Origin of the sequence: Methyloceanibacter methanicus (assembly GCF_001723285.1) — a bacterium.
Classification (GTDB): Bacteria; Pseudomonadota; Alphaproteobacteria; order Rhizobiales; family Methyloligellaceae; genus Methyloceanibacter; species Methyloceanibacter methanicus.
Map to the genome: position 1 here is coordinate 44,407 of NZ_LPWG01000013.1, position 22,741 is coordinate 67,147.

The 22,741-nt window shown below is 64.8% G+C and carries 28 protein-coding genes and 4 pseudogenes; 28 read left to right on the plus strand and 4 right to left on the minus strand.

Annotated elements, in window-relative coordinates; all coding sequences use genetic code 11:
• Positions 1-99 precede the first annotated feature (99 nt).
• The 3 genes from AUC68_RS11925 to AUC68_RS11935 all read left to right on the plus strand — a co-directional run bounded on the left by AUC68_RS11925 (position 100) and on the right by AUC68_RS11935 (position 1,554).
• Positions 100-855, plus strand: coding sequence for a peptidoglycan-binding domain-containing protein (locus AUC68_RS11925; protein WP_069437863.1), 756 nt, complete (start codon positions 100-102; stop codon positions 853-855).
• Between the two features lie 41 nt (positions 856-896).
• On the plus strand, positions 897-1,244 hold the full coding sequence (locus tag AUC68_RS11930) for a DUF1491 family protein (protein ID WP_069437864.1): 348 nt from the start codon (positions 897-899) through the stop codon (positions 1,242-1,244).
• Between the two features lie 118 nt (positions 1,245-1,362).
• Complete coding sequence (locus AUC68_RS11935; protein WP_069437865.1) at positions 1,363-1,554, plus strand: hypothetical protein; 192 nt, start codon at positions 1,363-1,365, stop codon at positions 1,552-1,554.
• Here AUC68_RS11935 and AUC68_RS11940 read toward each other — a convergent pair.
• The 4 genes from AUC68_RS11940 to AUC68_RS11955 all read right to left on the minus strand — a co-directional run bounded on the left by AUC68_RS11940 (position 1,543) and on the right by AUC68_RS11955 (position 5,612).
• The gene (locus AUC68_RS11940) at positions 1,543-2,121 is read right to left on the minus strand and encodes a DUF1254 domain-containing protein (RefSeq protein ID WP_158008304.1); all 579 of its coding nucleotides are present in this window, start codon (positions 2,119-2,121) and stop codon (positions 1,543-1,545) included. The two genes, AUC68_RS11935 and AUC68_RS11940, sit on opposite strands and share 12 nt — an antisense overlap.
• A gap of 35 nt (positions 2,122-2,156) precedes the next feature.
• Positions 2,157-2,825: a DUF1214 domain-containing protein gene (locus AUC68_RS11945; protein WP_141701253.1), complete on the minus strand. Its 669-nt coding sequence runs from the start codon at positions 2,823-2,825 to the stop codon at positions 2,157-2,159.
• Positions 2,826-2,861: 36 nt separating this feature from the next.
• Positions 2,862-5,135, minus strand: coding sequence for a transglycosylase domain-containing protein (locus AUC68_RS11950; protein WP_069437867.1), 2,274 nt, complete (start codon positions 5,133-5,135; stop codon positions 2,862-2,864).
• 171 nt (positions 5,136-5,306) lie between these two features.
• A complete protein-coding gene (locus tag AUC68_RS11955; RefSeq protein WP_141701254.1) occupies positions 5,307-5,612 on the minus strand; it encodes a hypothetical protein in 306 nt (101 codons plus the stop codon).
• Positions 5,613-6,104: 492 nt separating this feature from the next.
• On the opposite strand from AUC68_RS11955, the gene AUC68_RS11960 reads away from it, so the two are divergent.
• From AUC68_RS11960 to AUC68_RS12080, 25 genes and pseudogenes are all read left to right on the plus strand, one after another.
• The gene (locus AUC68_RS11960) at positions 6,105-6,473 is read left to right on the plus strand and encodes a hypothetical protein (RefSeq protein ID WP_069437869.1); all 369 of its coding nucleotides are present in this window, start codon (positions 6,105-6,107) and stop codon (positions 6,471-6,473) included.
• Between the two features lie 122 nt (positions 6,474-6,595).
• Positions 6,596-6,868, plus strand: a complete 273-nt coding sequence (locus tag AUC68_RS11965; protein ID WP_069437870.1) for a hypothetical protein — start codon at positions 6,596-6,598, stop codon at positions 6,866-6,868.
• 95 nt (positions 6,869-6,963) lie between these two features.
• On the plus strand, positions 6,964-7,251 hold the full coding sequence (locus tag AUC68_RS11970) for a type II toxin-antitoxin system RelE/ParE family toxin (protein WP_069437871.1): 288 nt from the start codon (positions 6,964-6,966) through the stop codon (positions 7,249-7,251).
• Between the two features lie 11 nt (positions 7,252-7,262).
• A complete protein-coding gene (locus tag AUC68_RS11975) occupies positions 7,263-7,565 on the plus strand; it encodes a HigA family addiction module antitoxin (protein WP_069437872.1) in 303 nt (100 codons plus the stop codon).
• Positions 7,566-8,083: 518 nt separating this feature from the next.
• On the plus strand, positions 8,084-8,686 hold the full coding sequence (locus AUC68_RS11985) for a hypothetical protein (protein WP_141701255.1): 603 nt from the start codon (positions 8,084-8,086) through the stop codon (positions 8,684-8,686).
• Positions 8,622-10,013: a DNA-packaging protein gene (locus tag AUC68_RS11990; RefSeq protein ID WP_083240700.1), complete on the plus strand. Its 1,392-nt coding sequence runs from the start codon at positions 8,622-8,624 to the stop codon at positions 10,011-10,013. Before AUC68_RS11985 ends, AUC68_RS11990 begins: the two co-directional genes overlap by 65 nt.
• Before the next feature lie 163 nt (positions 10,014-10,176).
• Positions 10,177-11,394: a phage portal protein gene (locus AUC68_RS11995; protein WP_069437876.1), complete on the plus strand. Its 1,218-nt coding sequence runs from the start codon at positions 10,177-10,179 to the stop codon at positions 11,392-11,394.
• 74 nt (positions 11,395-11,468) lie between these two features.
• Positions 11,469-11,669 (plus strand): hypothetical protein, encoded by a 201-nt coding sequence (locus AUC68_RS12000; RefSeq protein ID WP_069437877.1) that lies wholly within the window; start codon positions 11,469-11,471, stop codon positions 11,667-11,669.
• A gap of 82 nt (positions 11,670-11,751) precedes the next feature.
• Positions 11,752-12,351 (plus strand): HK97 family phage prohead protease, encoded by a 600-nt coding sequence (locus AUC68_RS12005; RefSeq protein ID WP_083240749.1) that lies wholly within the window; start codon positions 11,752-11,754, stop codon positions 12,349-12,351.
• Between the two features lie 531 nt (positions 12,352-12,882).
• Complete coding sequence (locus AUC68_RS12010) at positions 12,883-14,178, plus strand: phage major capsid protein (RefSeq protein ID WP_425283232.1); 1,296 nt, start codon at positions 12,883-12,885, stop codon at positions 14,176-14,178.
• Positions 14,179-14,605: 427 nt separating this feature from the next.
• A pseudogene (locus AUC68_RS17850) lies at positions 14,606-15,167 on the plus strand (head-tail connector protein).
• A 51-nt stretch (positions 15,168-15,218) separates the two neighbouring features.
• Positions 15,219-15,488 carry a phage head closure protein gene (locus AUC68_RS12020; RefSeq protein WP_083240702.1) on the plus strand — a complete coding sequence of 90 codons (270 nt, stop codon included), beginning with the start codon at positions 15,219-15,221 and terminating at the stop codon, positions 15,486-15,488.
• Positions 15,485-15,673, plus strand: coding sequence for a hypothetical protein (locus AUC68_RS16905; protein WP_069437878.1), 189 nt, complete (start codon positions 15,485-15,487; stop codon positions 15,671-15,673). The genes AUC68_RS12020 and AUC68_RS16905 overlap by 4 nt, the downstream gene beginning before the upstream one ends.
• An 8-nt stretch (positions 15,674-15,681) precedes the next feature.
• A complete protein-coding gene (locus AUC68_RS18770) occupies positions 15,682-15,834 on the plus strand; it encodes an HK97-gp10 family putative phage morphogenesis protein (protein WP_425283233.1) in 153 nt (50 codons plus the stop codon).
• 67 nt (positions 15,835-15,901) lie between these two features.
• On the plus strand, positions 15,902-16,324 hold the full coding sequence (locus tag AUC68_RS12030) for a DUF3168 domain-containing protein (protein WP_069437879.1): 423 nt from the start codon (positions 15,902-15,904) through the stop codon (positions 16,322-16,324).
• 130 nt (positions 16,325-16,454) lie between these two features.
• Positions 16,455-16,919, plus strand: coding sequence for a tellurite resistance TerB family protein (locus tag AUC68_RS12035; RefSeq protein ID WP_069437880.1), 465 nt, complete (start codon positions 16,455-16,457; stop codon positions 16,917-16,919).
• A 108-nt stretch (positions 16,920-17,027) separates the two neighbouring features.
• Positions 17,028-17,434, plus strand: a pseudogene (locus tag AUC68_RS12040) (phage major tail protein, TP901-1 family); the annotation flags it as partial.
• Positions 17,435-17,449: 15 nt separating this feature from the next.
• A complete protein-coding gene (locus AUC68_RS12045; RefSeq protein ID WP_069438166.1) occupies positions 17,450-17,842 on the plus strand; it encodes a gene transfer agent family protein in 393 nt (130 codons plus the stop codon).
• Between the two features lie 32 nt (positions 17,843-17,874).
• Entirely contained in the window at positions 17,875-18,021 is a 147-nt protein-coding gene (locus AUC68_RS12050) for a phage tail assembly chaperone (protein WP_342027481.1), read from the plus strand.
• A gap of 77 nt (positions 18,022-18,098) precedes the next feature.
• Positions 18,099-18,613, plus strand: a pseudogene (locus tag AUC68_RS12055) (phage tail tape measure protein); the annotation flags it as partial.
• Between the two features lie 30 nt (positions 18,614-18,643).
• Positions 18,644-19,277, plus strand: a pseudogene (locus AUC68_RS12060) (phage distal tail protein, Rcc01695 family).
• Positions 19,274-20,158 (plus strand): DUF2163 domain-containing protein, encoded by an 885-nt coding sequence (locus AUC68_RS12065; protein WP_069437882.1) that lies wholly within the window; start codon positions 19,274-19,276, stop codon positions 20,156-20,158. Before AUC68_RS12060 ends, AUC68_RS12065 begins: the two are co-directional and overlap by 4 nt.
• 120 nt (positions 20,159-20,278) lie before the next feature.
• The gene (locus tag AUC68_RS12070; protein ID WP_069437883.1) at positions 20,279-20,776 is read left to right on the plus strand and encodes a hypothetical protein; all 498 of its coding nucleotides are present in this window, start codon (positions 20,279-20,281) and stop codon (positions 20,774-20,776) included.
• A 372-nt stretch (positions 20,777-21,148) separates the two neighbouring features.
• Positions 21,149-21,619: a hypothetical protein gene (locus AUC68_RS16495; RefSeq protein WP_141701258.1), complete on the plus strand. Its 471-nt coding sequence runs from the start codon at positions 21,149-21,151 to the stop codon at positions 21,617-21,619.
• 39 nt (positions 21,620-21,658) lie between these two features.
• Positions 21,659-22,501: a C40 family peptidase gene (locus tag AUC68_RS12080; protein WP_069437885.1), complete on the plus strand. Its 843-nt coding sequence runs from the start codon at positions 21,659-21,661 to the stop codon at positions 22,499-22,501.
• The last annotated feature ends 240 nt before the right edge of the window (positions 22,502-22,741 follow it).

Below are 22,741 nucleotides of genomic sequence, written 5' to 3' on the forward strand. Positions count from 1 at the left end.
ACTCTTTAGCTTCCGACGCCAAGATGCGTTAGGGGAGGGGCGTGGTGCTTTTTCCGATTCGGGGGGCAAAGTCTCTTCAGGCATGATTCTGTGGGCACAATGGGCGTAGTCACCGCGCGGCTCTTGTTTTTGGCCTTCTTGGCCCTGACCGCGACCATCACGTACAACGCGCTCTACTTGCAGGCGCAGCCGCCGCACGGCATGGCCGATGCGACGCCGGCCACGCCCGTAGGCTATGCCACGACGCGGGTCATCGGCATCGCGCCGCCCGGCGCCGATGCGGGCGCGAGCACGCAGATGGCCAGTGCCTATGAGAAGACGCCCACGTCCGACGCCGTCGGGCCCGCGGTCACCGATCTGCCGGCACAAGCGCCGGGCGGCGGCGAATCTCAGCTGGTCGTGAGAGCCATTCAGCGGGAACTCTCGTTGCGGGGCTACGATGTCGGCGAGGTTGACGGACAATTGTCCGACAAGACCCGCAAAGCGATCTCCGCGTTCCAAATGCGCGAAGGGCTTGCCGTCACCGGTCTTCCAAGCGACGACGTTTTGCGTCAGATCCTGCTTGGGGACACCATTGCCACGTCCGATGCGACCGGTTCGGTCCCGGCTGTGGATAGTATCGCGGCGCATACGGCCGAGAACGGCACCGTCATGCGTGTGCAACAGGTTCTTGCCGAACTCGGCTACGCGCCCGGGACGATCGACGGCGCCTGGGGTCAGAACACGGCGGATGCGGTCAGTGCGTTTCAGCGCGACCGCAACATGACCGTCACCGGGACGATCACCCCTGAGCTCCTCGCGGAGTTCCAGCGCGTGACGGGACGCGATTTCACGCGAACGGCGGCTCGTCGCTAAACGGTCCGCCGCGGCGTCCGAGCAACCGAGAGGGCCGTCCGATGCGCTTGAAAAGCGGGATCTGGGTGAGCGCTTATCTGCGCAGATGTGCCGTCGAAGACGTCCCCGCGATCGTGGTCCGGCGCGGTCATGCCGACGCCGGTGCGATCTTCATCGCCGTCGACCTGCTCGACGGAACGCTCAATCTCTACGAACCCGCACCCGCGGGCCTCGCTGTCACCGATTCCGAACGCCGCTGGATTGCATGCTTCGCCGGCCAGCCGGCGATCGAGGAGAAGGTCAACGCCTATCTGGCGCGGCAAGCGGAGTTCGACCCGGATCTATGGGTGATCGCGGTCGAGGACAAGCACGGACGCCATTTTCTCGGCGAAGCGCTGACAGCCGCCTAACCGATGAAGCGCGGTGCTTTAGGGGTTCGTTAACCTTAACGGGGGCCTAATTCGGGAAAGGCGCGTTGTGCGCGGGACACGTTTGCGCATCGCGTGAGGCAAGCCGTGGAGACCTGAGATGGCGACCATATTGGAATTCCGCGTGACTGAGTATGACGGCGCCCGAAAGGGGGTGCCGATCGAGGGCGCGCTCGGTGAGATCATTATCTTCCCGGGTGTGCGTATTGAGCGCCATGGTACCCCAGGGCCGACGCTGGCCACTTCCGATGGCGAACTGTCGGCGGAAGCCCGCACGAAATCACGGATTTGACGGCGCGGGCGCGGGTCGAGGGGGTGCCTGCGGGGCCCCTGCGGCAGGGGGTGCCGCAGCGGTCTGCCGGCCGCAATAGGTGGCTTTGAGCGCGCGTTCGGCCTCGCCGCCGCGGCTCGGTCCGGCCAGCGGCGCGCGGATCAAGGCGATCCCACTTTTGACGGGTGAATTCACCACCACCAGGTTTTCAAGGGCTTCGGGAGAGTCGCCCGTGGCGTCCGTGACGGCCTGATCTTCGGTGGTGACGATCAAGTCCACATTGCCTCGCTTCATGTCGGCCCCGATGACCGTATAAAAGTTCTCGCCAATCGGCGTATAGAACGCGATCAGCCAGAGTTCGTCGGGAATGTTCGCGCGCAGGCGGACGGGCCCGTCGGAGAGATCGAACAGACAGGCTGCGTAACGCACGTCCGGCGCCATGTTCGGCATGACCTGCTGTCCGGGGGTCGCCGCCGGCAACTGAATGATGGTGTTCGCGGGGCCGAGCGCCGCGAGTCTGGCATGGGCATCACGCGGTGCCAGCACCGGCAGTGTGAGGACCGCAATCACGTGAATCAGACCGGCCAAGACGACCGCCAGGGCGATATAGAGTCCGGGAAGCCTTACCCGCATCGTATGAGCTCGATCTTTGGCAGGCTTTCGGCTGGAATCTGACCGATCCCGCTGACATCGGTGTCGCGGGGGCCGTAGATGCGCAGCAAAAGCGTGAGGTTTCGATCCGGGTCGACTCCGCTGGGGAGCCAGTTCCCCGGGCGTGCCGTCTGCGAAACATGAACTTCATAGCTGCCGTCCGACCGGCGAATGGCCTCTTCGCTGTTGAAGCTATACCGGTTGGATGGGTTGGGAATGATGGACCCGTGCGAATCGTATAGCGCGAGCGACCACCAGCGGGCGTTCAAGGGGGCGCCGGCGATCGCGTATTCGCACGCCGCACTCAAACGGTCGCCGCTCGAGTCCGTGTTGGCCACGAAATAGCGGGCGGCGGTCGACGTAAGCGGCAGGCGCCCGCTGCGGGCGAGATGGGCGCGCGTGTAGGGGTCCGCGTTGGGGTTGCCTTCGCTGAGCCAGCTCGTCCACGGCCCGATGCGCGTGGTTGTCAGCATGGATCCTCGCTCGATCATGTACCACGCCGACCCGATACCCAGGATCAACGCCACGGCAAAGGCGCCGATGAAATAGCCCAGCGCGCGCATGGACGTGCCGCCTTCGTCGCGCCAGAGGCTGTTGTGGGTCTGCGAGCCGGAGACCGGCATGTCTGGGAGGACTGTCACGCGAGCATCGTCTTTCGATCTAGGCGCAACGCGGTCTTACTGGCGGCCGGTGCTGGCTGTGCGTGCCGCCCGCTCCGCGTTTCGATTCGCGACCGGCTTGGGTGGGGGCGTGTTCCGGACCGCCGATGCCACGTTCGATTTGGGTTTGTTGCCGGTGGGCTGCGTTGCCCGGCTCTGCTGGCCAGGTTTGCGCGGGCTCACGGGCGGCGCCTTCTGCAACAGCGTCGCGATGTTCCCGAGAACTTGGCGGGTCGCCTTCGACATGTCCTTGGAGGTGTCGATTGGCGGCGGCACAGGAAGTTCCGCCGTGGTGTTCTGCTGCATGACGGCGGCCAGGCGCTGCCGCTCGGCGATCTGCCGCGGATGCGGCGTGACGCCCGGCGCCGTGGGAATGTTGTCGCCGTCATAGGCCGCGTCCATGAAAGTCTTCCAGGTCTGCGCCGGGAAGCTGCCGCCCGTCACGCGTCCCATGGGGGAGAAGTTGTCGTTGCCGTACCAGACGCCGGTGACGTATTGACCGGTGAAACCCATGAACCAGGCATCGCGATAATTGGAACTCGTTCCGGTTTTCCCGGCGGCGTTCGTGTAGTCGAGCCTCGCCCGGCGACCGGTACCGGCATCGACGACGGTCTGCAGCATGTTGTTGAGCGTTTCGACCGCCTCCCGCTTGAATATCTGCTGCGGCTTGGGCTCGTCCCGGTCATGGTTGTAAAGAAGCTGGCCGCCGATCGTGCTGATTTCCTCGATGCCGTAGGGGCGGATGGACAGGCCGCCGGACGCGAAGACGGCCCAGGCGCCTACATGTTCAAGCGGTGTCATGCCGTTATCGCCAAGCGCCAACGAGCATGTCTTTTTCAGGTGCTTGATGCCCATCTTGTCGAGGTCATCGAGCACGGTCTGACGGTCCACTTCGAGCGACAGCTTAACGGCCACGGTATTGATCGACTTGGCAAGTGCCGTACGCAACGTCATGGCGCCCCGATAGCCGCCGGAATAGTTCTTCGGCGACCAACGTCCGCAACTCACATAGCCGTCCACGACCCGTCTGTTGGGCGTGTAGCCGAGGTGCTCGATGGCTGAAAGATAGACATACGGTTTGAACGAGGAGCCGGGCTGCCGGTAGGCATGCGCTGCGCGGTTGAACTGGCTAACGCCGTAATCCTTGCCGCCGACCATGGCGCGCACGGCGCCGTTGATCTCCATGGAGACGAGGGCACCGGCATTGAAGTTCCGCGAGCGCCCGAATTGCGAGATCGTGTCCTCGACGGCGGTTTCGGCCGTCTTCTGAAGACCAAGATCCACCGTCGTCCGCGCGACGACGATGCGGATTGGGTCTGTCGCCCATGATCCGCTGCACCTCTTCGAGGCCCAGTCGAGGAAGTAGTCCGGCGTATTCGAATCGCCGCGCTCGACGACGCGCGCCGGATTGAGCCGGGCACCGTAGACCTGGCCCTCGCTGAGATAGCCGGCCTCGACCATGTTGCTCAGGACCTCGTTGGCCCGGGCGCGCGACGCGGCCAGATTGACATGGGGCGCGTAGCGGGTCGGCGCCTTGAACATGCCGGCGAGCATGGCCGACTCGGCCAGGGTCACGTCGCGGATCGACTTGTTGAAGTAGTACTGCGCGGCCGCCTCAACGCCATAGGATCCGCCGCCCAGATAGGCGCGATCGAAATAGAGCTTGAGGAGTTCCGGCTTGGTGTAGTGGTTTTCGAGATAGATGGCGATAAACGCCTCTTTGATCTTTCTCGTGATGGCCCGCTCGGGCGAGAGGAACATGTTCTTGGCGAGCTGCTGTGTCAGCGAGCTACCGCCTTGCACCACCGTGTCGGCGCGGGCGTTCTGCACCAGCGCGCGCATCGTGCCCATGATGTCGATGCCGAAATGATCGAAGAAGCGGCGGTCCTCGGTGGCGAGGGTCGCCTTGATCATATGGTCGGGAATTTCCTCGAGGGGGACGGAGTCGTCGCGCAAGAGGCCGCGCTTGCCGATTTCGTTTCCGTAGCGATCGAGGAAGGTGACGCTGAACTCGTCCGACAGGTTGATCTTGCCTTGGGCAATTTCGAACGACGGCAACGCGAAGGCCAACACGACGAGGAGCCCCGCCACGCTTAGCGATAGGCCGTCGCAGACCAGTTCGTTGCAAGCCCGCCAGAAGCCCTTGATCTCGAAGCGGCCGAAGAACGACGAGTACGCACCCCACCAGTCGCGGAAGCTCGTCAACGCGGAGTACAGCCCCGAATCGATCCACGAATCGATTTTGAGCCAGTCGATCAGCTTGCCGCGATTATTGCCCTGGATGTCCCGCAATGGAGTCCGACCTCTTTAGGGGGGTGTGCGATCCGCCCACGCGAAATCCGGCCGCCCCGATGGGGCGACCCGAATTTTTAAGTATACACCGAATACGGCCATTTATAGAGCTTGCGCGCGGTGCGGCGAGCAAAATCTGGCCGGTTCTGTCTCCGGCCGCATCGGCCCGCTTCAAGTCCTATTCGAGCTCGGCGAAGCCTTGGCTTCCATACACTCCACGTAGTCGGATTCGGAGATCTTGCCCTTGAACAGCAAGATGCGGGTGACCGACGAGATCCCCTTGCGGCGGGCCCGCTCGAGGCAGGATTCCTTGGCCGACTCGAACGCGGCCTTCTTGTCCTCGGCCTTGACGGCGGCGGTCGGCAGGAAGGAGACGTCGGGCGCGGGATCACGGCGGCTGCAAGCGCCAAGGGGCGCGGCCACGACGGCCGCCACCAGCAATGCCACACACAACCTTACCACGGTCGCACTTACCACGGTCGCAACTTCCCTTTTCGGCGCCCAGCCCGGAACACGCCGTATGCGCAACGCCACTGCCAATCCGTTCGCCAGGAGTCCCGAACAGCCCAGCCGGCGGCAAGCCCCCTCAAGGTCGCAGCTTGATGGTCGCCCGCCCGCACGATCGCCCTTTTCGCGTCCACCCAACTCAATACGGTCTCAAGCCTGCCCCAAGCAACGCCTTGTTCTGCAACCTTTGCGGTAAATAAAGTCGTTATCAAGAACATATGCGCGACCCAACGCCTCACATCGCGCGCTTGGCCATCAAGCGAGGCGGTGCCCAGGGGTTGCGCGCCCGCCATGCTTGAATCTCCCGGAAAGGCCGGGAAGAATGCCGCTTCAGGCTGCAGAAACATTCCAGCAAGAGCAAGACATCGAGCAGGACCACGACATCCAGCAAGACGACGGCAACCAAGCGGAAACAAGACAGCCGATTGAGAACAAGGGTCACGGGGAGGGAGTGTGCCGGCCATGCAGAGCTTTGCCTTGAAGACGATCGTCGCAATCGCCGCCGCTTTGGGGCTGATGACATTGACGACCGGGGCGTTCGCGCAAGACGACGCCTTCGATCTGTCCGTGCCGAAGCCGGATGCCGAGGTCGGGGGGGCGGCGGATCTCGAATGCGGCACCGAGATGATCTCGGGCAGCGGGCCGGGCTTCACCGCCGATCGCGACCAGGCCGAGAACGTGGCCATCGAGGATTGGACGGAGAAGGCCACGAAGATCTACCCGGACGCGGATTTCGATCTCGCCAAGGACTCCAATCTCAGCTGCGCCGTGCAGGGGCTCTACTCGAAGTGCTTCGCCGACGGCATTCCCTGTAAGCCGAAGGCGGAGTAGGGGCCCCGGAGCTGCGCGCCATAGCCAGTTCCTGCAAGACGGATGGGCGGCTCCGCGCCTAAAGCTAGGCGGTGCGCATTTGGCGCGGCTGACTTGCGAGACCGGTTGTTGGGAGACTTGACGTGAAGCGGATTGAAATCGCGATGGCGTGCGCGGCGATGGCCGTGTGCGTTGGGTTTGCGGCGCCGGCGGGCGCCGAAGAGGCGGCGCCCGTCTGCAAACGGGCCGAGGTGAACCCGGTCACCGGCCATGTGCTCTGCGTCGATCCGCTCGGCGCGCCGGTCGCGCCCGCGCCCAAGGCCGATCCGTGCAAGACCGGCGCGGAAGCCCCGGACCCGTCCCAGGACGCCGACTTCACCTGGCGGCCCACCTGCATGGACGAGAAGAGCAGCTAGGGCACGCCTCTTCGCACCCACCTGTATCATAACGTGATACATTTTCTTGACCGCGCCGCCGATGTATCATACGGTGATACAGGAAAGGCGCGCGCGTGATCCGCTCCTTCAAGGACAAACGGACCGAGACGGTCGCGAGCGGAAAATGCCCGAAGGGCTTCCCGCCGGACCTGGTGCGAAGCGCGGTGCGCAAGTTGACCATGATCGTGGCGGCGCATGTCCTGGACGATCTCCGCAGCCGCCCGGCAAACCGTCTGGAGGCGCTGAAAGGAGACCGGGACGGCCAGCACTCGATCCGGATCAACGATCAATGGCGGATCTGCTTCGTGTGGACCGATGCCGGCGCCGAGGCGGTCGAGATCGTGGACTATCACGGAGGCTAAGGAGAACGGGCATGGCCAAGATGCTGCCCCCGGTTCACCCGGGCGAAATCCTGAAGCACGAGTTCCTTGCCCCGCTGGGCCTCAGCGCCGGCGCGCTCGCCCGGCGCATCGGCGTGCCGCGCACGCGCATCGAGCGCGTGGTGAAGGAGGAGACTCCGATCACGACGGACACGGCGCTGCGCCTCGCCAAGGTGTTCGGCACGAGCCCTGAGTTCTGGGCCAATCTGCAGAGCCTCTACGACCTCAAGATCGCCGAGAAGGCGATGGCGTCCGAGCTTGCCCACATCGAGACCCTTGAGGGGACGGCAGTTTAGGGGCGTTGTTCTAGGAAAATAATCCTTGACAGCGTGACGCTGATGGGCTAGGTTTCCTCTACAACGCGACAGTTGGGCAAGAGGGCTGGGCCCTTTGGGGCACGGCCCCTTGTGGGGGTTTTCCCCTCCGAGTTCCGCGTCGCTGTCGTGTTTAGAACGCCGCTTCCAGAAATGGGGCGGCGTTGTTGGTTTCAGGGGCCGGGTTTCTTAATTTGCGCTACCTGCCATTTTGCTTGCCCTACCGCTTCGCTGCTTGAGGGCGGCGGCGCCTACTTGAGCGCATGTAAATTTGCGCTATCGGCCACGTTTTGGTGCCCTATCGGCCTTCGGCCTACTTGAGGGCGGGCCTGCTTGAGCGCGCCGGCTTATTCATCGTCATGCCCCGGCTTGACCGGGGCATCCAGTAACCACCGTTCTTCGTGGTCCACGAGGTTGCCTTTACTGGATCGCCCGCTCGCGGGCATGAGGGAGTGCGCGTGCTCCCACTCTGACTGTTCGATTTCCAGAAATAGGTGCCAATGACGCAGTCCGGTTCCCACGACCCGAGCGGCGATGGCACTTGCGGCAAGCGAGGAGGGGACGGTGCCGAAGCCCGACGGGCCGAGGCTCCCCACGCCGCCGGCCCGATCGACTGGGAGGCGGTGCGCCACGACTTTCTCCATAGCGGCATGTCGCTGCGCCGTATTGGCCACAAGCACGGGACGACCTCGGCCAATGTGGCCAAGCATCGGGACGAGGGCGGTTGGGAGCGCGTGGCCCCAATGGTGCCGCTGCCGACGCGGCGGCTGCCACCGGAAGACGGTTTGCCGCCGACACCCACTCAGGAGCGGCGCGGGCGGATCGTGAAGCGGCTCTACAATCTGCTGGATGCGAAGATGAGCGAGATCGAGACACGCATGGCCGAAGCCGACGGACGCCCCATGAGCGCGGCGGATGCGGAGCGCGAAGCGCGCAACCTCAACTCCCTGGCGCGGCTTTACGCCAAGCTCGTGGAGATGGACGAGGCCAAAGCCGCGCGCAGTGGGGCGGACGACAAGAAAACACAGGACGGTGCCGATGCGGACAGACTCCGCCGCGACCTTGCGGGCCGCCTTGCGCGACTCCAGCCCGGAGACGATTGAGCGATTCCTTTCGAGGCTTTCGCCGTCCGAGCTGACGGCGCTCCACTACGATTTCGAGATCTGGGCGCGCGACGACCAACTGCCGCCCGAATCATCTTTACACGGATCATCTGAGAGCCGTCCGCCCTGGACCACCTGGCTGATGCTGGGCGGGCGCGGGGCCGGCAAGACGCGCGCCGGCGCCGAATGGGTGCGGGCCCATGCGGGGGCCGCGAACGATGCGCGCATCGCGCTCGTCGGCGAGACCCTGTCGGACGCGCGCGCCGTGATGGTCGAAGGCGTGTCGGGGCTGCTCGCGGTGCATCCGCCGGGGGCGAAGCCTCTGTTCGAGCCGTCGAAGCGGCAGCTGCGCTGGGGCAACGGCGCGGTGGCGCAACTGTTCTCGGCGGAAGACCCTGAAAGCTTGCGCGGACCCCAATTCAGCGCGGCCTGGTGCGACGAGCTCGCCAAATGGCGGCGCCCGCAAGAGACCTGGGACATGCTGCAATTTGGCTTACGCTTGGGGCTTGCGCCCCGGCAGGTGGTGACCACCACGCCGCGGCCGATCCCGTTGATCAAGGCGCTGCTGGCGGACGCCCGGACGGTTCTGACGCGCGTGGCGACCTCCGCCAACGCGGCGAACCTGGCGCCGTCCTTTTTGGACGCGATCGTCGGGCGCTATCGCGGCACGCGGCTCGGGCGGCAGGAACTGGACGCGGAACTGCTCGAAGACCGCGCGGACGCACTGTGGCCGCGTGGGGTGATCGAGCGGCACCGCGTGACCGCGCCCGCGCTCTTGGTCCGTGTCGTCGTGGCGGTCGATCCGCCGGCGAGTTCGGGCCCGCGCGCGGACGCGTGCGGCATTATCGTGGCGGGTCTCGGCGAGGACGGGCGCGCTTACGTGCTCGCGACGGCGACGCTGCAAGGCGTGCGCCCGCTCGATTGGGCCCGGGCCGTGACGGCCGCCTACCGGCGTTACGAGGCGGACCGCATCGTCGCCGAGGTGAACCAGGGCGGCGAGCTGGTCGAGACCGTGTTGCGGCAGGTGGACCCGGCCGTGCCGGTGCGGAGCGTGCGTGCCATGCGCGGCAAGGTGCTGCGCGCCGAGCCCGTGGCCGCGCTCTACGAGCGGGGCCTCGTGTCCCATGTTGGCGCGCTGCCGGCGCTGGAAGACGAGATGTGCGATTTCGGCCTCGACGGCCTGTCCGGCGGCGGCAGCCCCGACCGGGTGGACGCGCTGGTCTGGGCACTGACGGATTTGTGTTTGCGCGGGCAAGGCGAGCCTCGCGTGCGGGGTTGTGTGATGGCCCTCATTGTCATGCCCCGGCTTGCCCGGGGCATCCAGTAACCACCGGTCTTCGCGACCACGAATTCCGGCCATTACTGGATCGCCCGGATCATCGAGCTTGTGCCCGGGGCGGCAAAGCCGGACCCGGGTGCCGGGCGATGACGAGAGGGATCGGTTGGCGCCGGTCTTTCGTGACTCTTCTGCGACTTCTGAAAGGTGATTCATGACAACGGGTTTACGGGCTCAGTTGCGGCGATTGTTCGGCCTCGAGGCGAAGGCGAGCCAGACGGCGAAGCTGGTCGCCTGGGCCACGGGCGGGCATCCCGTCTGGACCCCGCGCGACTATGCGAGCCTGGCGCGCGAAGGCTTCACCAAGAACCCGATCGTCTACCGTTCGGTGCGCATGATCGCCGAAGCCGCGGCCTCCGTGCCGCTCTATCTGTTCGACGGCGCCAAGGAGGTGGACGAGCATCCGCTGCTCGCGCTTCTCAATCGGCCGAACCCGATGGCGTGCGGTCCGGACCTGCTGGAGTCGTTCTTCGGACACCTGATCGTGGCGGGCAATGCCTATCTGGAAGCGGTTTCGGTCGACGGCACCGTGCGCGAGCTCCATACGCTGCGGCCCGACCGCATGAAGGTGGTGCCGGGGCCGGACGGCTGGCCGGAGGCCTACGAATATTCGGTCGCGGGGCAGAGCATGCGCTTCGACCAGGACGGGCCACCCGTGCGGCCCATTCTGCACATGGCGCTGTTCCATCCGCTCAACGACCATTACGGCATGAGCCCGCTGGAGCCGGCGGCCGTGGGGCTCGATCTGCACAACGCGGCGGGCGTCTGGAACAAGGCGCTGCTCGACAATTCGGCCTGCCCCTCCGGCGCGCTTGTCTACACCGCGAAAGACGGGCAGCTGTCGCCGGAACAATACGAGCGGCTGAAGACCGAGCTCGAGGACGGGTTCGCGGGCGCGGCCAACGCAGGCCGGCCGCTGCTGCTCGAAGGCGGGCTCGACTGGAAGGCCATGGGCCTCAGCCCCCGCGACATGGATTTCATCTCCGCGAAGCACGTGGCCGCGCGGGAGGTGGCGCTGGCGCTGGGCGTGCCGCCCATGCTGCTGGGCATCCCCGGCGACAATACTTATGCGAACTACGCGGAGGCCAACCGGTCCTTCTGGCGGCAGACCGTGCTGCCGCTGGTGGCGCGCACGGCCAAGGCGCTGTCGGCCTGGCTTGCGCCCGGGTTCGGTCTCAATGCGGGGCCGGATGCGCCGGCGCTGGAGCTGAAGCCGGATCTCGACGCGGTCGAGGCGCTCTCCACCGAGCGCGAGGCGCTCTGGGCGCGGGTTCAGGCGTCCGACTTCCTGACGATCAACGAAAAGCGCGCGGCCGTCGGCTACGGTGCCATCGATGGTGGCGACGCGTTGTCCGGCGCGCCGCCGCCGTAAGCTGGGCGGTTGCCACCGCGCATGCTAGCCTCCTGCCGGGACTCACTTGATGAGAATCGGCAAGGAGAGGGGCTATGGCAATCCGACTGACACCACCGACCAAGAACGTCTTCTATATTTCCGTCATCTGCGCCGTCGTTGCGTTCGTGCTCTATGTGCTCGGCGTGCTCGGCGTTATCGACGGGGGCTTCGCGACCGTTTCGCATTTCGCCTTTTGGGCGGCCATGCTCGGCTGGGGCATGATGACGGCGGGCGTCGCCATGAAGGGCGTCTGACACAGTTTCAAGCGTGACCCTTGGTCTTCCCTTTGTTGGGCTAGTCCTTCGGGTGGCGCGCCCAACGGGAAAGACCATCACCATGCTGCAACGCTTTGGCGAGCTCGCGCCGGAGCGCGAGGTCAAGTTCGCGCCCGTCAATCTGCAGACCGTCGAGGCGGACGGCACCTTTTCCGGCTATGCGAGCGTGTTCGGCCAGGTGGATCTCGGCCAGGACCTCGTCATGCCCGGCGCGTTCCGGGAGAGCCTTGCAACGCGCGGGGCACGCGGCGTGAAGCTGCTGTTCCAGCACGACCCCAACGAGCCCATCGGCGTGTGGCTGGAGCTGGCCGAGGACGCGCGCGGGTTGTTTGCCAAGGGCCGGCTGATGCCGGAAGTGACGCGCGCGCGCGAGGTGCTGTCGCTCATGCGGGCCGGGGCGCTGGACGGGCTGTCCATCGGCTTCCGCACGGTGCAAGGGCGCACGGACCCGGCGAGCGGTGTGCGCCGTCTCGACAAGATCGATCTGTGGGAAATCTCCGTGGTGACGTTTCCCATGCTGCCGGATGCGCGGGTGAGCGCCGTGAAGCGGCACGCGGCCTCGCCGCTTCCTGACACGCGTCCCCGGCTCCGGGCGCCCGACAATCTGCCCGCCTTCGCCCGGGCCCTGCGCCGCGGCACGCGCATGATGCGCGGATATTAGTCCGCCGACGGACCGCTGACACGGCAATCGAATGGTTTGACCGAGAGACCGGCATGTCCTGTGCCGGCGCCTGACAGGCGTTCGGTCTTTTCGTCATGCCCGGCCATCGTGCCGGGCATTTTTATGTGCGCTAACGGCCTAGCGATCTGCTTGAGCGCTTGTTTGTTTGCGCACCCGCGCGTCGCGCAACTTGAGCGCGGTTTCATTTTCCACCAGCCCCTGACGGTGTCGTCCGTGGTGCGTTTTCCGCGCCGCGGCGTTGCCGCATGGGGCGCTTTCCCGCCCCTGAGAAACAGAGGACTGACCATGGACGAAATGCACGAAAGATTTGCGCCTGAAGACTTGAAGACCGGGGCCTCGGCGCCGGAGGTGCTGGAGACGAAAGCGGTGCTCCGCGCGCCTGAGCCTGACGAGGACCGTGACGACGGCCTGGAGACAGCTTCGCTGGAGACTTCATCTCTGGAGACAGCGTCGTTCGAGACCGCGTCTCTGGAAACCCCTTCGCTCGAAACAAAAGGCCGTTACGGCAAGATGGATGTCGTGGACCCCGGCGCCCTCGGCACCACCATGCCCGCCACCACCGTGGTGACCGCGACGCCGGGCGGCACCGGCGACGACGTGGCGCTTGCCTTCGAGCGCTTCCTGCAGTCCTTCGAGATCTTCAAGCAGGAGAACGACGAGAAGATCCGGGCGCTTCAGCAGGGCATATCCGTCGATGTGGTGACCACCGACAAGATCGACCGCATCAACCAGGCGCTGGACGAGCAGAAGGCGCTTGTGGACCGGCTGACCCTGAAAGGCGCGCGCCCGCGCTTGTCCCATTCGCCGCATTACTCTTCCGGCGCCTCGCTGCAGCACAAGGCCGCGTTCGACGGCTATATGCGCCGGGGCGAGGCGGGCGGCTTCTTGCGCTCGAGCAGAAAGGCTCTGGCGATCTCGACCAATGACGGCGCCGACGGCGGCTATCTGGTGCCGCCGGAAGTGGAGGCGGCGGTGCTGCGCGGCGTGAAGGAGATCTCGCCGATCCGCGCCATCGCCGGCAACCGCACGGTGAGCGCGTCGGTCTACAAGAAGCCGTTCTCCGTCACCGGTCCCGCGACCGGCTGGGTGGCCGAGACCACCACGCGCGACGAGACCAACTCGCCGACGCTGGCCGAGCTCGCCTTCCCGACCATGGAGATCTACGCCATGCCGTCGGCGACCCAGAGCCTGCTCGACGATTCGGCCGTCAATATCGACGAGTGGCTGGCCGAGGAAATCCAGGTGGCGTTCGCTGGGCAGGAAGGTGCGGCCTTCGTCTCCGGCGACGGCAACAACAAGCCCCGTGGCTTCCTCGACTACGACAAGATCGACAACGGCTCCTGGGCCTGGGACAAGATCGGCTACGTGGCCACTGGCAACGACGGCGCCTTCGACGCCTCGCACCCGAGCGACGACCTGATCGACTTCATCTATACGCTGAAGTCCGAATACCGCGCCAACGCCCATTGGGTGATGAACCGGGCGACCCAGGCGACGATCCGCAAGTTCAAGGACACGGACGGCAACTATCTGTGGCAGCCGCCGGAGCGCGCGGACCTATCGCCGACGCTGATGAACTATCCCATTGCTGAAAGTGAAGACATGCCCGACATCGGCACGGACACGTTCTCGATCGCCTTCGGCGACTTCGGCCGCGGTTATCTCGTGGTCGACCGGGCGGGCATCCGCGTGTTGCGCGATCCGTTCTCGGCCAAGCCTTACGTCCTGTTCTACACGACCAAGCGCGTGGGCGGCGGCGTGCAGGACTTCGACGCCATCAAGCTTCTGAAGTTCGGCGAGTCGTAGGCCTCTCTGACGTCACCCCTCGATCGTCATGGCCGGACTTGGCTTGAGCCTGCGCCCGGGCCGGCCAAGCCGGACCCGGGTGGCCATCCACGACTTTCGTCGCTGAGAGTCCCGCGTGGATGCTCGGGTCAAGCCCGAGCATGACGAGGTTCTTGGTCTGGCATCGCGCCTCATCGGTACGAGTCCAGGCCACGCCCGAGAGTCTGAGTTGTGCCCGGCCGGCCGGCGGCCGCTTCGCGCGCCCACCCCCTCCCTCGCGTGAGCGGCCGCCACTTCTTTATTTGCCCTATCGCCTAGCGGCTACTTGAGCGCTTGTTTCGTTGCGCTACCGGCCTAGCGGCCTGCTTGAGCGCTTGTTTCGTTGCGCTACCGGCCTAGCGGCCTGCTTGAGCGCTTGTATCTCCGAAGGCATGTCATGGCACTTGTGATGACGGCTGCGCCGGCCGCCGAACCCATCGGCCTGGCCGAGGCCAAGGCGCATCTGCGCGTAGATGCATCCGACGAGGACACGTTGATCTCCGCGCTGATCGTGGCCGCGCGCCTGCTGGTGGAACGGACCTTGGGTCTCGCACTCATCACGCAGAGCTGGTCGCACTTTCTCGACGCGGTGCCGCAGCGGGGCTGCGTGGCCTTGCCGCTCGCGCCGGTTCAGTCCGTAAGCGCAGTGACCGTGCGACGGTCGGCGGCGCGCGACGGAGGTCGATGCGGGCGGCTACAGCGTGGACGTGCTGTCGGATCCGGCGCGCATCGTGCTGACCGCCATGGTGCCGTCGGTCGGCTTCCGGCCCTTCAGCGGGTTCGAGGTTGCCTTCGTCGCGGGCTTCGGCGATGCGGCGGCGGACGTACCGCAGCCCATCCGCCAGGCGCTGCTGCTGCTCGTGGCCCATTGGTTCGAGCGGCGCGAGCCGGTGGAGCTCGGTCCCGGTCCCCAAGGCGTGCCCGCCGTCGCGGCGGGACTGCTTCAGCCCTATCGCCGGGTGCATCTGTGACGAGCCCCGGCGATTTGCGGCACCGGCTGACGCTCGAAGAGGTGCAGCGCGTTGGCGACGGGGGCCGGCGGCTTCACCACGAGCTGGGCCGGCGTTGCCGATCTGTGGGCGGCGCTGACGCCCACCGGCGGGTCCGAAGGGGTCGAGGCCGGCCGGATCGCGGGGAAGCGCGCCTACGAGATCGTGCTGCGTTACCGGGCGGGCGTCCGGCCCGCCATGCGGTTTCGTCTGGGGTCGCGCATCTTCGAAATCTTGACCGTGACGGACATGGGCGAGCGGCACCGTTGGCTGCGCTGTCTGTGCGAGGAGCGGGACCTGTGACCGCGGTGACGGTCACCGGTCTTGCGGCGCTGCGGCAGCGTCTGACCGCCAAGGGGCTCGATGAGGCCCTGGGGCGGACGCTTGGCAGCGAGGCCGAGGGAATCGCGGCCGGGGCCGCGCGGGCCGCGCCCGGCCGGCTTGGCGAAACGCTGGAGACGGTTGACGAAAGCAAGGCGACCGGCTGACATTCGCGATCGGCACGCCCCACAGGGCCGGGCGTTTCTTGGAGTTCGGGACGCGTCACATGCGGGCACGGCCGTTTCTTTGGCCGGTTTTCCGGGCGCGTTTACCGCGCATTAAGCAAGAGATCACAAATTCTTTACGTGCGCGCTTGGCGAAGCAATGAGGCCAACCATTGCATTCGGCACTGGCGTCCCTACATGCCTGTTAACGTTTTTCCGTGGAGGACAGCAATGACTGCCGCAAGTTGGGCTCTCCAACGCAGCATCTATCAGACGCTTTCCAACGCGCCCGCGCTGACGTCGCTGCTCGGCGGAGCGGCCATCTACAGCAAGGCCCCGCAAGGGCAGGCGCTGCCTTACATCACGCTCGGTCAGACGGTGACTCTCGACTGGAGCACCGGCACGGACGACGGGACCGAGCACGACCTCACGCTCCATGTCTGGACCGACGCGGACAGCGCCGAGAAGGTCCACGAGATCATGGACACGGTGAAGACGCTGCTGCACGACCGGCCGCTCAGCGTGGAGGACCACTACCTGGTCAATCTGCGCCATGAGTTCGCCGAGGCCCGGATCGATCCGGACGGCGAGACCATGCACGGCATCGTGCGCTATCGCGCCGTGACGGAGCCGCTGCAGCAGGCCGCGGCGTAAGTTTCCGATACAGAATTTCGATGCGAAGGCCGGGCTTGTCCCGGCCTTCGTTGTTTTATAGGGATGCGTGCGGAAGGACCGCGCTCCGAGGCGCGGCGTCAGGCAACGCGTTTCTCCGGGAGAGTTTTGAATGTCGCTTTGGACCAGGCTGGTGAATTTCGTCGAGGGCGTCGACGAGGACTCGCAGCTGAAGGATTTGCGCGAAGAGGAACTGCGCATCGCCTCGGCCGCGCTTCTGATCAACGCGGGCAGCATCGACGGCAAGTTCGACAGCACCGAGAAGCAGAAGGTGAAGGCGCTGCTGCAGCGGCGCTTCGACCTGACGCCCGACGAACTGAAGCGCCTGTTCCAGGAGGCGAGCGCGGAGGAGCGCGAGGCGGTGGACCTCTACCGTTTCACCAAGGTGCTCTGCCGCGATCTCGACCAGGACGGCCGCAAGCGCATCGTCGAGATGCTGTGGGAGGTCGTCATGGCCGACGGCGTGATCGACGAGTTCGAGTCGAACCTGGTGTGGCGCGTGGCCGAACTGATCGGCGTGTCCACGCGCGACCGGGCGACCTTGCGCAAGATGGTCGAGGCGCGCCTGACGGGCTGACGCGCCCCACAACAACACGCGCATTTCTTAAGAGCGGTTTTGGAGCGGTCCTTGGGGCCGCTCTTTTTGTTTGTCTCGAACATTCCTGCCAGGACACGAGGAGCCAACATGACGGCGCAAAAGGGCAAGGACCTCTTGTTGAAAGTGGATAGCGACGGCGGCGGCACCTTCGTCACCGTCGGCGGTTTGCGGGCGCGGTCGCTCGCCTTCAACGCGGCCACGGTGGACACGACCGATCAGGAATCCGCCGGGCGCTGGCGCGAGCTGCTGGAGGGTGCAGGGCTCAAGACGGCGCGGATCAGCGGCAGCGGCATCTTCAAGGACGCAAGTTCCGACGAGACGCTGCGGCAGTATTTCTTCGCCGGCACGGTGCGCGACTGGCAGGTGATCGTACCGGATTTCGGCACGGTCGAAGGCGCCTTCCAGATCGTGACCCTGGAATATGGCGGGCGCACGACGGGGAGGTGAGCTTCGAGCTCGGCCTCGAATCCGCCGGCGCGCTGACCTTCACCGCGGCTAAGGGGGCTCCGATGGTCAATCTTCATCGCGGCGAGATCGAAGCCGTCCTGGACGGCAAGAGCTACCGGCTGTGTCTGACGCTCGGCGCGCTCGCGGAGCTCGAACACGCGTTCGGCGAGGACGACATGCTCGCGGTCGCCGAGCGCTTCGAGGCCGGGCGCATCGCCGCGGCCGACGCCATACGCATGATCGGGGCGGGGCTGCGCGGGGCGGGCTACGACATCGACGATGGTGCGGTGGGTGCCATGCGGATCGAGGGCGGTGCCGCGGGCGTCGTCGACATCGTCGCGCGGCTGCTGGCGGCCACCTTCACCGCTTTGCGCGATACCGGCGAGGACGTCGATCACTCAGAAGACAACGCCCAATCGGAGGGCGGCCTCCCTTTGGACCGGCAGACCGCGTAAGCGCCCGCGACCCGTTTTCCTGGCGCACAGCCATGGAGGCGGGGCTCGGCGCGCTTCGCCTCAGCCCGTGCGACTTCTGGGCCATGACCCCGCGCGAACTGGACGCAGCGTTGAAGGGCGCCTTCGGCCCGCGCGCGCGGTATCCGAGCCCTTGTCGCGCGGTGACTTGGCCGCGCTGATGCAACGCTATCCCGATGGAGACCCCCATGGCCGATGATCGCGACGGGCTCTATGTCGTCATCAGCGGCGACATCGCGCCTTTGCGGGCGCGCTCTCCGAGGCGAGCCGGCTCAGTTCCAGCTTCGCCGGAAACCTGACGAGCGCCTTCACCGATGCCACCCTGAAGGGCCGCGAATTGTCGGACGTGGTGCGTTCGCTCGCCCTGTCGCTGTCGCAGGACACGCTGGCGGCCGCGCTCGCACCTCTCAGCAAGACATTCGGCGATGCGCTGGCCGGGCTTCTCACCGGCGCAGGGCTCGGCACCACCTTTCCCGTGCCGTTTGCCAAGGGCGGGGTGATCACCTCACCCGTGACCTTTCCGCTGGGGCAGGGCGGCGGCCGCGGGCTTGCGGGCGAGGCGGGGCCGGAAGCCGTGCTGCCGCTGGCCCGCGGGGCCGACGGGCGGCTTGGCGTGAAGACCCAAGCGCGGCCGGGGGCGTGCATGTGACGTTCAACGTTACCACCCCGGACGCGGAGAGTTTCCGGCGCTCCGAAGGGCAGATCGCGGCGCTGCTCTCGCGCACGGTGGGCCGGGGTCAGCGCAACCTATAGCGGCACGGCATTTGAGCGGAGTACGGACGAATGGCCTTTCACAATGTGCGCTTTCCGAGTGCGGTGGCGCGCGGCGCCCGCGGCGCCGGAGCGGCGGACCGAGATCGTGGTGCTCGGCTCCGGGCACGAGGAGCGCAACAGCCGCTGGGCGGATTCCAAGCGCCGGTACGACGCGGGCTATGGCATCAAGAGCCTGGACGATCTGCACGCTGTCATCGCCTTTTACGAGGAACGGCGCGGACGGCTGCATGCGTTCCGCTGGAAGGACTGGAGCGACTGCAAATCCTGCGCGCCGACGGCGGCACCGTCCGCGCTCGACCAGTTCATCGGCACAGGTAACGGCAGCACCGCATCGTTTCAGCTGAAGAAGACCTATGGCAGTGCCTATGCGCCCTGGACCCGCACGATCTTGTTGCCGGTCGCAGGGACCGTGAAGATCGCCGTCGGCGGGGTGGTCCAGGACGCGGGCGACTTTGGGGTCAATACGGCCACCGGCCTCGTCACCTTCGTGCCCGGGGCGGTGCCGCCCATGGCTGCGCCCGTGACGGCGGGGTTCGAATTCGACGTGCCCGTGCGGTTCGACACGGACCGGCTCGAGATCGACCTCAGCGATTTCGAGGCGGGATCGATCCCGCAAGTTCCGATCGTGGAGGTGCGCCTGTGAGGACGCTGGCGGCGGGGCTGCAGGACCATCTCGACTCGGGCGCCACCACGCTGTGCTGGTGTTGGCGCATCACGCGCAACGACGCGGTCGCTTTCGGGTTCACTGATCACGACCGCGACCTTGCCTTCGACGGCACCACATTCGAGGCCGCGAGCGGCTTCACGGGCTCTGAGATTTCCGGCGCGGTGGGGCTCAACGTGGACACGCTCGACGTGGACGGCGCGCTGAAATCCGACCGGCTGAACGAGGCGGATCTCGCCGCAGGCCTGTTCGACAACGCCCTCATCGAGATCTATCGCGTGAATTGGGCGGACCCGGCCATGCGCGTGCTGATGCGCTACGGGAACCTGGGGGAGGTGTCGCGCGGGGCCCATCATTTCCGCTGCGAGGTGCGCGGGCTCGCCCACGAACTGCAACAGCCCAAGGGCCGCATGATCCAATATGGCTGCGACGCGGATCTCGGGGACGCGCGCTGCGGGGTGAACGTGAACCAGGCGGTCTATGCGGCCAACGGCGGCGTGGCGAGCCTCGGGGCCTCACCCCGGCGCTTCATGGCCTCGGGGCTTGGCGCCTACGCCACGAACTGGTTCACGCGGGGGCTGCTGACCTGGGACTCCGGCGCGAACGACGGCACGACGAGCGAAGTGAAGCTTCACGCCAAGGCTCGAGCGGGGCCATCGAGCTGTGGCAGAGGCCGTCCGAAGCCATCGCGCCCGGCGACGTTCCGCGTCACGGCCGGCTGCGACAAACAGTTTGCGACGTGCCGCGCCAAATTCGCCAACACGGCGAATTTCCGCGGCTTCCCCCACGTGTCCGGCAACGACTTCATGCTCCGCGTCGCGAGCCGGTCGGACCGGAATGATGGAGGGAGGGTGCGGTGAGAGTGCGGGATACCAATAATTCTTGGTTGCGCGGTGCAAGAGACGTGTTTGTTTGGTTGATTTACATTCAGTAACCTGCAGTAGTGGTGGGGACTGGTAATCTCATGGTTGTTGACATATATGCCAACATTGACCAATCTCGTTGACGCTGGGGAATTAGTGCGTGTCGAGGTGGAGCTTGAGGGGGAGTTGCCGTGGAGAACTCTGCTAGGGACCCCGGCTTTTGTTGATTGGATGGCAAACGTTCTGCCAACGCTCGAAAGCACAATTGTTGGGGGCGACATAACGCCCGAAGAGCAAGTATATTCAATTTTCGTCGATTACGTTATTGGCGAACATATACAATTTCACACAGAAGATAGGCGTTTTAAGAAGTTGAACCCTCTCCAGCGTCACGTCTGGGAGTTCAAGACTCTTGATATTAGAGTGATCGGCTGGGTGGCTAGTCGAGATGTATTTATTTGTACATATGGCGAAATGAAGGACGAAATGGAATTGATGCGCTTGTACGATAGATACATTGCATTGACGTTTGGTTTTCGCAATAGACTTGAACTTGATGAGCCTAAGGCAGTTACGGGAGACCAATACGATGACGTCCTATCAGATGCGAATTAGTCCGAAATCCAGGCGTATCGCTCGTTTTGTGACACGTGTGCACAAAGAAATTCAGAAGGCATTCGCTGAATCGGGACTCACGCAGCAAAATGTGGCGAATAGGCTTGAGCTGGAACGCTCGACGGTCAACAAGCGCCTTACGGGGCAGTCCAATCTCACATTGCGTTCGGTTGGGGAGTTGGCGTGGGCTCTCGACAAAAAAATAGTGTTCAGGTTGGTGGACGAAGATGAAGGACACCACAACTACCACTCTGACAGGCATGACCTCAGGATGAAGAGGGCATCTCATTCCATTAGTATGCCAGCCGACTATAGTACTAAGTCTATAGTGCAAAAACACAGCGACACGACTCAGTTAATTGATGAATGTCTATGATGTATCAGCCGTACGGAAATACGCTTTTCTGCGATGATATACGACAGGAGGTCGGCGGAAAGTTCAGTCTTATGGGTGTGTTTGCGGACCATCTTGTTATTAATTCCTCACCTCCTACAGGGGATGATCCTGTTGTCTTGAGCAAAATTGCTGTTTCCTCAATCATCGTAGTGCCCCATGAGTACCCAAGCTATAGCTTAGGAAGGCTGAGAGTTTCTTTGTATGGTGGCGAAAAATCGGAACCTGAGGTTCTTTTCGAGAGGGAGCTTCCAAAGAGAGACTTCGAGACCCCGCCAAGAGGAGATATTTCCAAGTTTGTTGCAAATATCGTTATGTCTCCGGTGGTATTTTCGTCTAGTAATTCGTCTATAAAGGTTAGAGCTTATCTTGACGACATAGAGATTAGGTTGGGAGTTCTAAGAGTATCGTTTTCTGATACAGTTCCAGAAGCAGAATTGACTGAATAGATAGATCTCCATCCACAGCCAGCATCTAACGATGAACGTATGCCCCAACCCGATGCCATCGTTTCGTGCGCGCGCGGCTGGCTCGGCACGCCCTATCACCATCAGGGGAGCGTGCGCGGGGCCGGCTGCGATTGCCTCGGTCTCATTCGCGGGGTGTGGCGCGCGCTGTACGGGCCCGAGCCCGAAACGATGCCGCCTTACTCCCGCGACTGGGGGAACGCGACCGGCTCGGAGACGCTGATCGCGGCCGCGTGCCGGCATCTGGTGCCGCTCGATAGCGTTGGCGATGCGCGGCCCGGCGACGTGCTCGTGTTCCGCATGCGCGACAAGGGCGTCGCCAAGCATGCGGGGATCTTGTCTGCGCTACCGGACGCCACTTTGCCCTACCGGCCTTCGGCCTACTTGAGGGCGGGCCTACTTGAGCGCGAATTGAGCGCCGTTCCGTGCTCATCGTCCGGCTACGAACCATTCTCTGCTCGTGACCCCCGGGCTTGTCCCGGGGGTCCACGTCTTGGAGATGATGCACAGCCTTTCGTGGATGCCCGGAACAGATTCATTAGCGCTACCGCTTCGCTACTTGAGCGCACATCCGGGCATGACGAGGGTGGGGGCGTTGGAGCCGGCGCGCGTGGTACGAGGCCCGGCCGTCCTTCGAGGCTCGCTGCGCTCGCACCTCAGGATGACGGCCGGGCCTCGAAGGATGGCCGGGCACCTCACCATGACGATGCGCATGAGGGGCCTCAGATGATCCACGCCCAGGAGGGGCTCGGCGTGGTCGAGATCCCCCTGGCGTCTGGTGGCGCCGTCGCGCGGTGGCTGCGTTTCGGTTTCCGGGCGACAACGAACATCGTCATCGCCCGGCTTGACCGGGCGATCCAGTAACCACCGGTCTTCGTGATGCGATAGGGCGCTCATTACTGGATGCCCGCCTGCGCGGGCATGACGAGGGTGGTGATCGCCGCTCCCAATTGGATGCCCGGATCATCTTGATTTGCGCTACGGGCTTCTCCTTTGTCCTATCGCTTCGCTGCTTGAGGACGAAAGCCTACTTGAGCGCATTTGTGTTTGCGCTACCGGCCTAGCGGCCTGCTTGAGCGCAAGTCCGGGCATGACGAGTCTGAG

What these genes read in the sequence shown, in the direction of transcription:
- AUC68_RS11925 (WP_069437863.1), top strand. Translation starts at nt 100, where the DNA reads ATGGGCGTAGTCACCGCGCGGCTCTTGTTTTTGGCCTTCTTGGCCCTG.
- AUC68_RS11930 (WP_069437864.1), top strand. Translation starts at nt 897, where the DNA reads ATGCGCTTGAAAAGCGGGATCTGGGTGAGCGCTTATCTGCGCAGATGT.
- AUC68_RS11935 (WP_069437865.1), top strand. Translation starts at nt 1,363, where the DNA reads ATGGCGACCATATTGGAATTCCGCGTGACTGAGTATGACGGCGCCCGA.
- AUC68_RS11960 (WP_069437869.1), top strand. Translation starts at nt 6,105, where the DNA reads ATGCAGAGCTTTGCCTTGAAGACGATCGTCGCAATCGCCGCCGCTTTG.
- AUC68_RS11975 (WP_069437872.1), top strand. Translation starts at nt 7,263, where the DNA reads ATGGCCAAGATGCTGCCCCCGGTTCACCCGGGCGAAATCCTGAAGCAC.
- AUC68_RS11985 (WP_141701255.1), top strand. Translation starts at nt 8,084, where the DNA reads ATGACGCAGTCCGGTTCCCACGACCCGAGCGGCGATGGCACTTGCGGC.
- AUC68_RS11990 (WP_083240700.1), top strand. Translation starts at nt 8,622, where the DNA reads ATGCGGACAGACTCCGCCGCGACCTTGCGGGCCGCCTTGCGCGACTCC.
- AUC68_RS11995 (WP_069437876.1), top strand. Translation starts at nt 10,177, where the DNA reads ATGACAACGGGTTTACGGGCTCAGTTGCGGCGATTGTTCGGCCTCGAG.
- AUC68_RS12000 (WP_069437877.1), top strand. Translation starts at nt 11,469, where the DNA reads ATGGCAATCCGACTGACACCACCGACCAAGAACGTCTTCTATATTTCC.
- AUC68_RS12005 (WP_083240749.1), top strand. Translation starts at nt 11,752, where the DNA reads ATGCTGCAACGCTTTGGCGAGCTCGCGCCGGAGCGCGAGGTCAAGTTC.
- AUC68_RS12010 (WP_425283232.1), top strand. Translation starts at nt 12,883, where the DNA reads ATGGATGTCGTGGACCCCGGCGCCCTCGGCACCACCATGCCCGCCACC.
- AUC68_RS12030 (WP_069437879.1), top strand. Translation starts at nt 15,902, where the DNA reads ATGACTGCCGCAAGTTGGGCTCTCCAACGCAGCATCTATCAGACGCTT.
- AUC68_RS12035 (WP_069437880.1), top strand. Translation starts at nt 16,455, where the DNA reads ATGTCGCTTTGGACCAGGCTGGTGAATTTCGTCGAGGGCGTCGACGAG.
- AUC68_RS12045 (WP_069438166.1), top strand. Translation starts at nt 17,450, where the DNA reads ATGGTCAATCTTCATCGCGGCGAGATCGAAGCCGTCCTGGACGGCAAG.
- AUC68_RS12050 (WP_342027481.1), top strand. Translation starts at nt 17,875, where the DNA reads ATGGAGGCGGGGCTCGGCGCGCTTCGCCTCAGCCCGTGCGACTTCTGG.
- AUC68_RS12070 (WP_069437883.1), top strand. Translation starts at nt 20,279, where the DNA reads ATGCCAACATTGACCAATCTCGTTGACGCTGGGGAATTAGTGCGTGTC.
- AUC68_RS16495 (WP_141701258.1), top strand. Translation starts at nt 21,149, where the DNA reads ATGATGTATCAGCCGTACGGAAATACGCTTTTCTGCGATGATATACGA.
- AUC68_RS12080 (WP_069437885.1), top strand. Translation starts at nt 21,659, where the DNA reads ATGCCCCAACCCGATGCCATCGTTTCGTGCGCGCGCGGCTGGCTCGGC.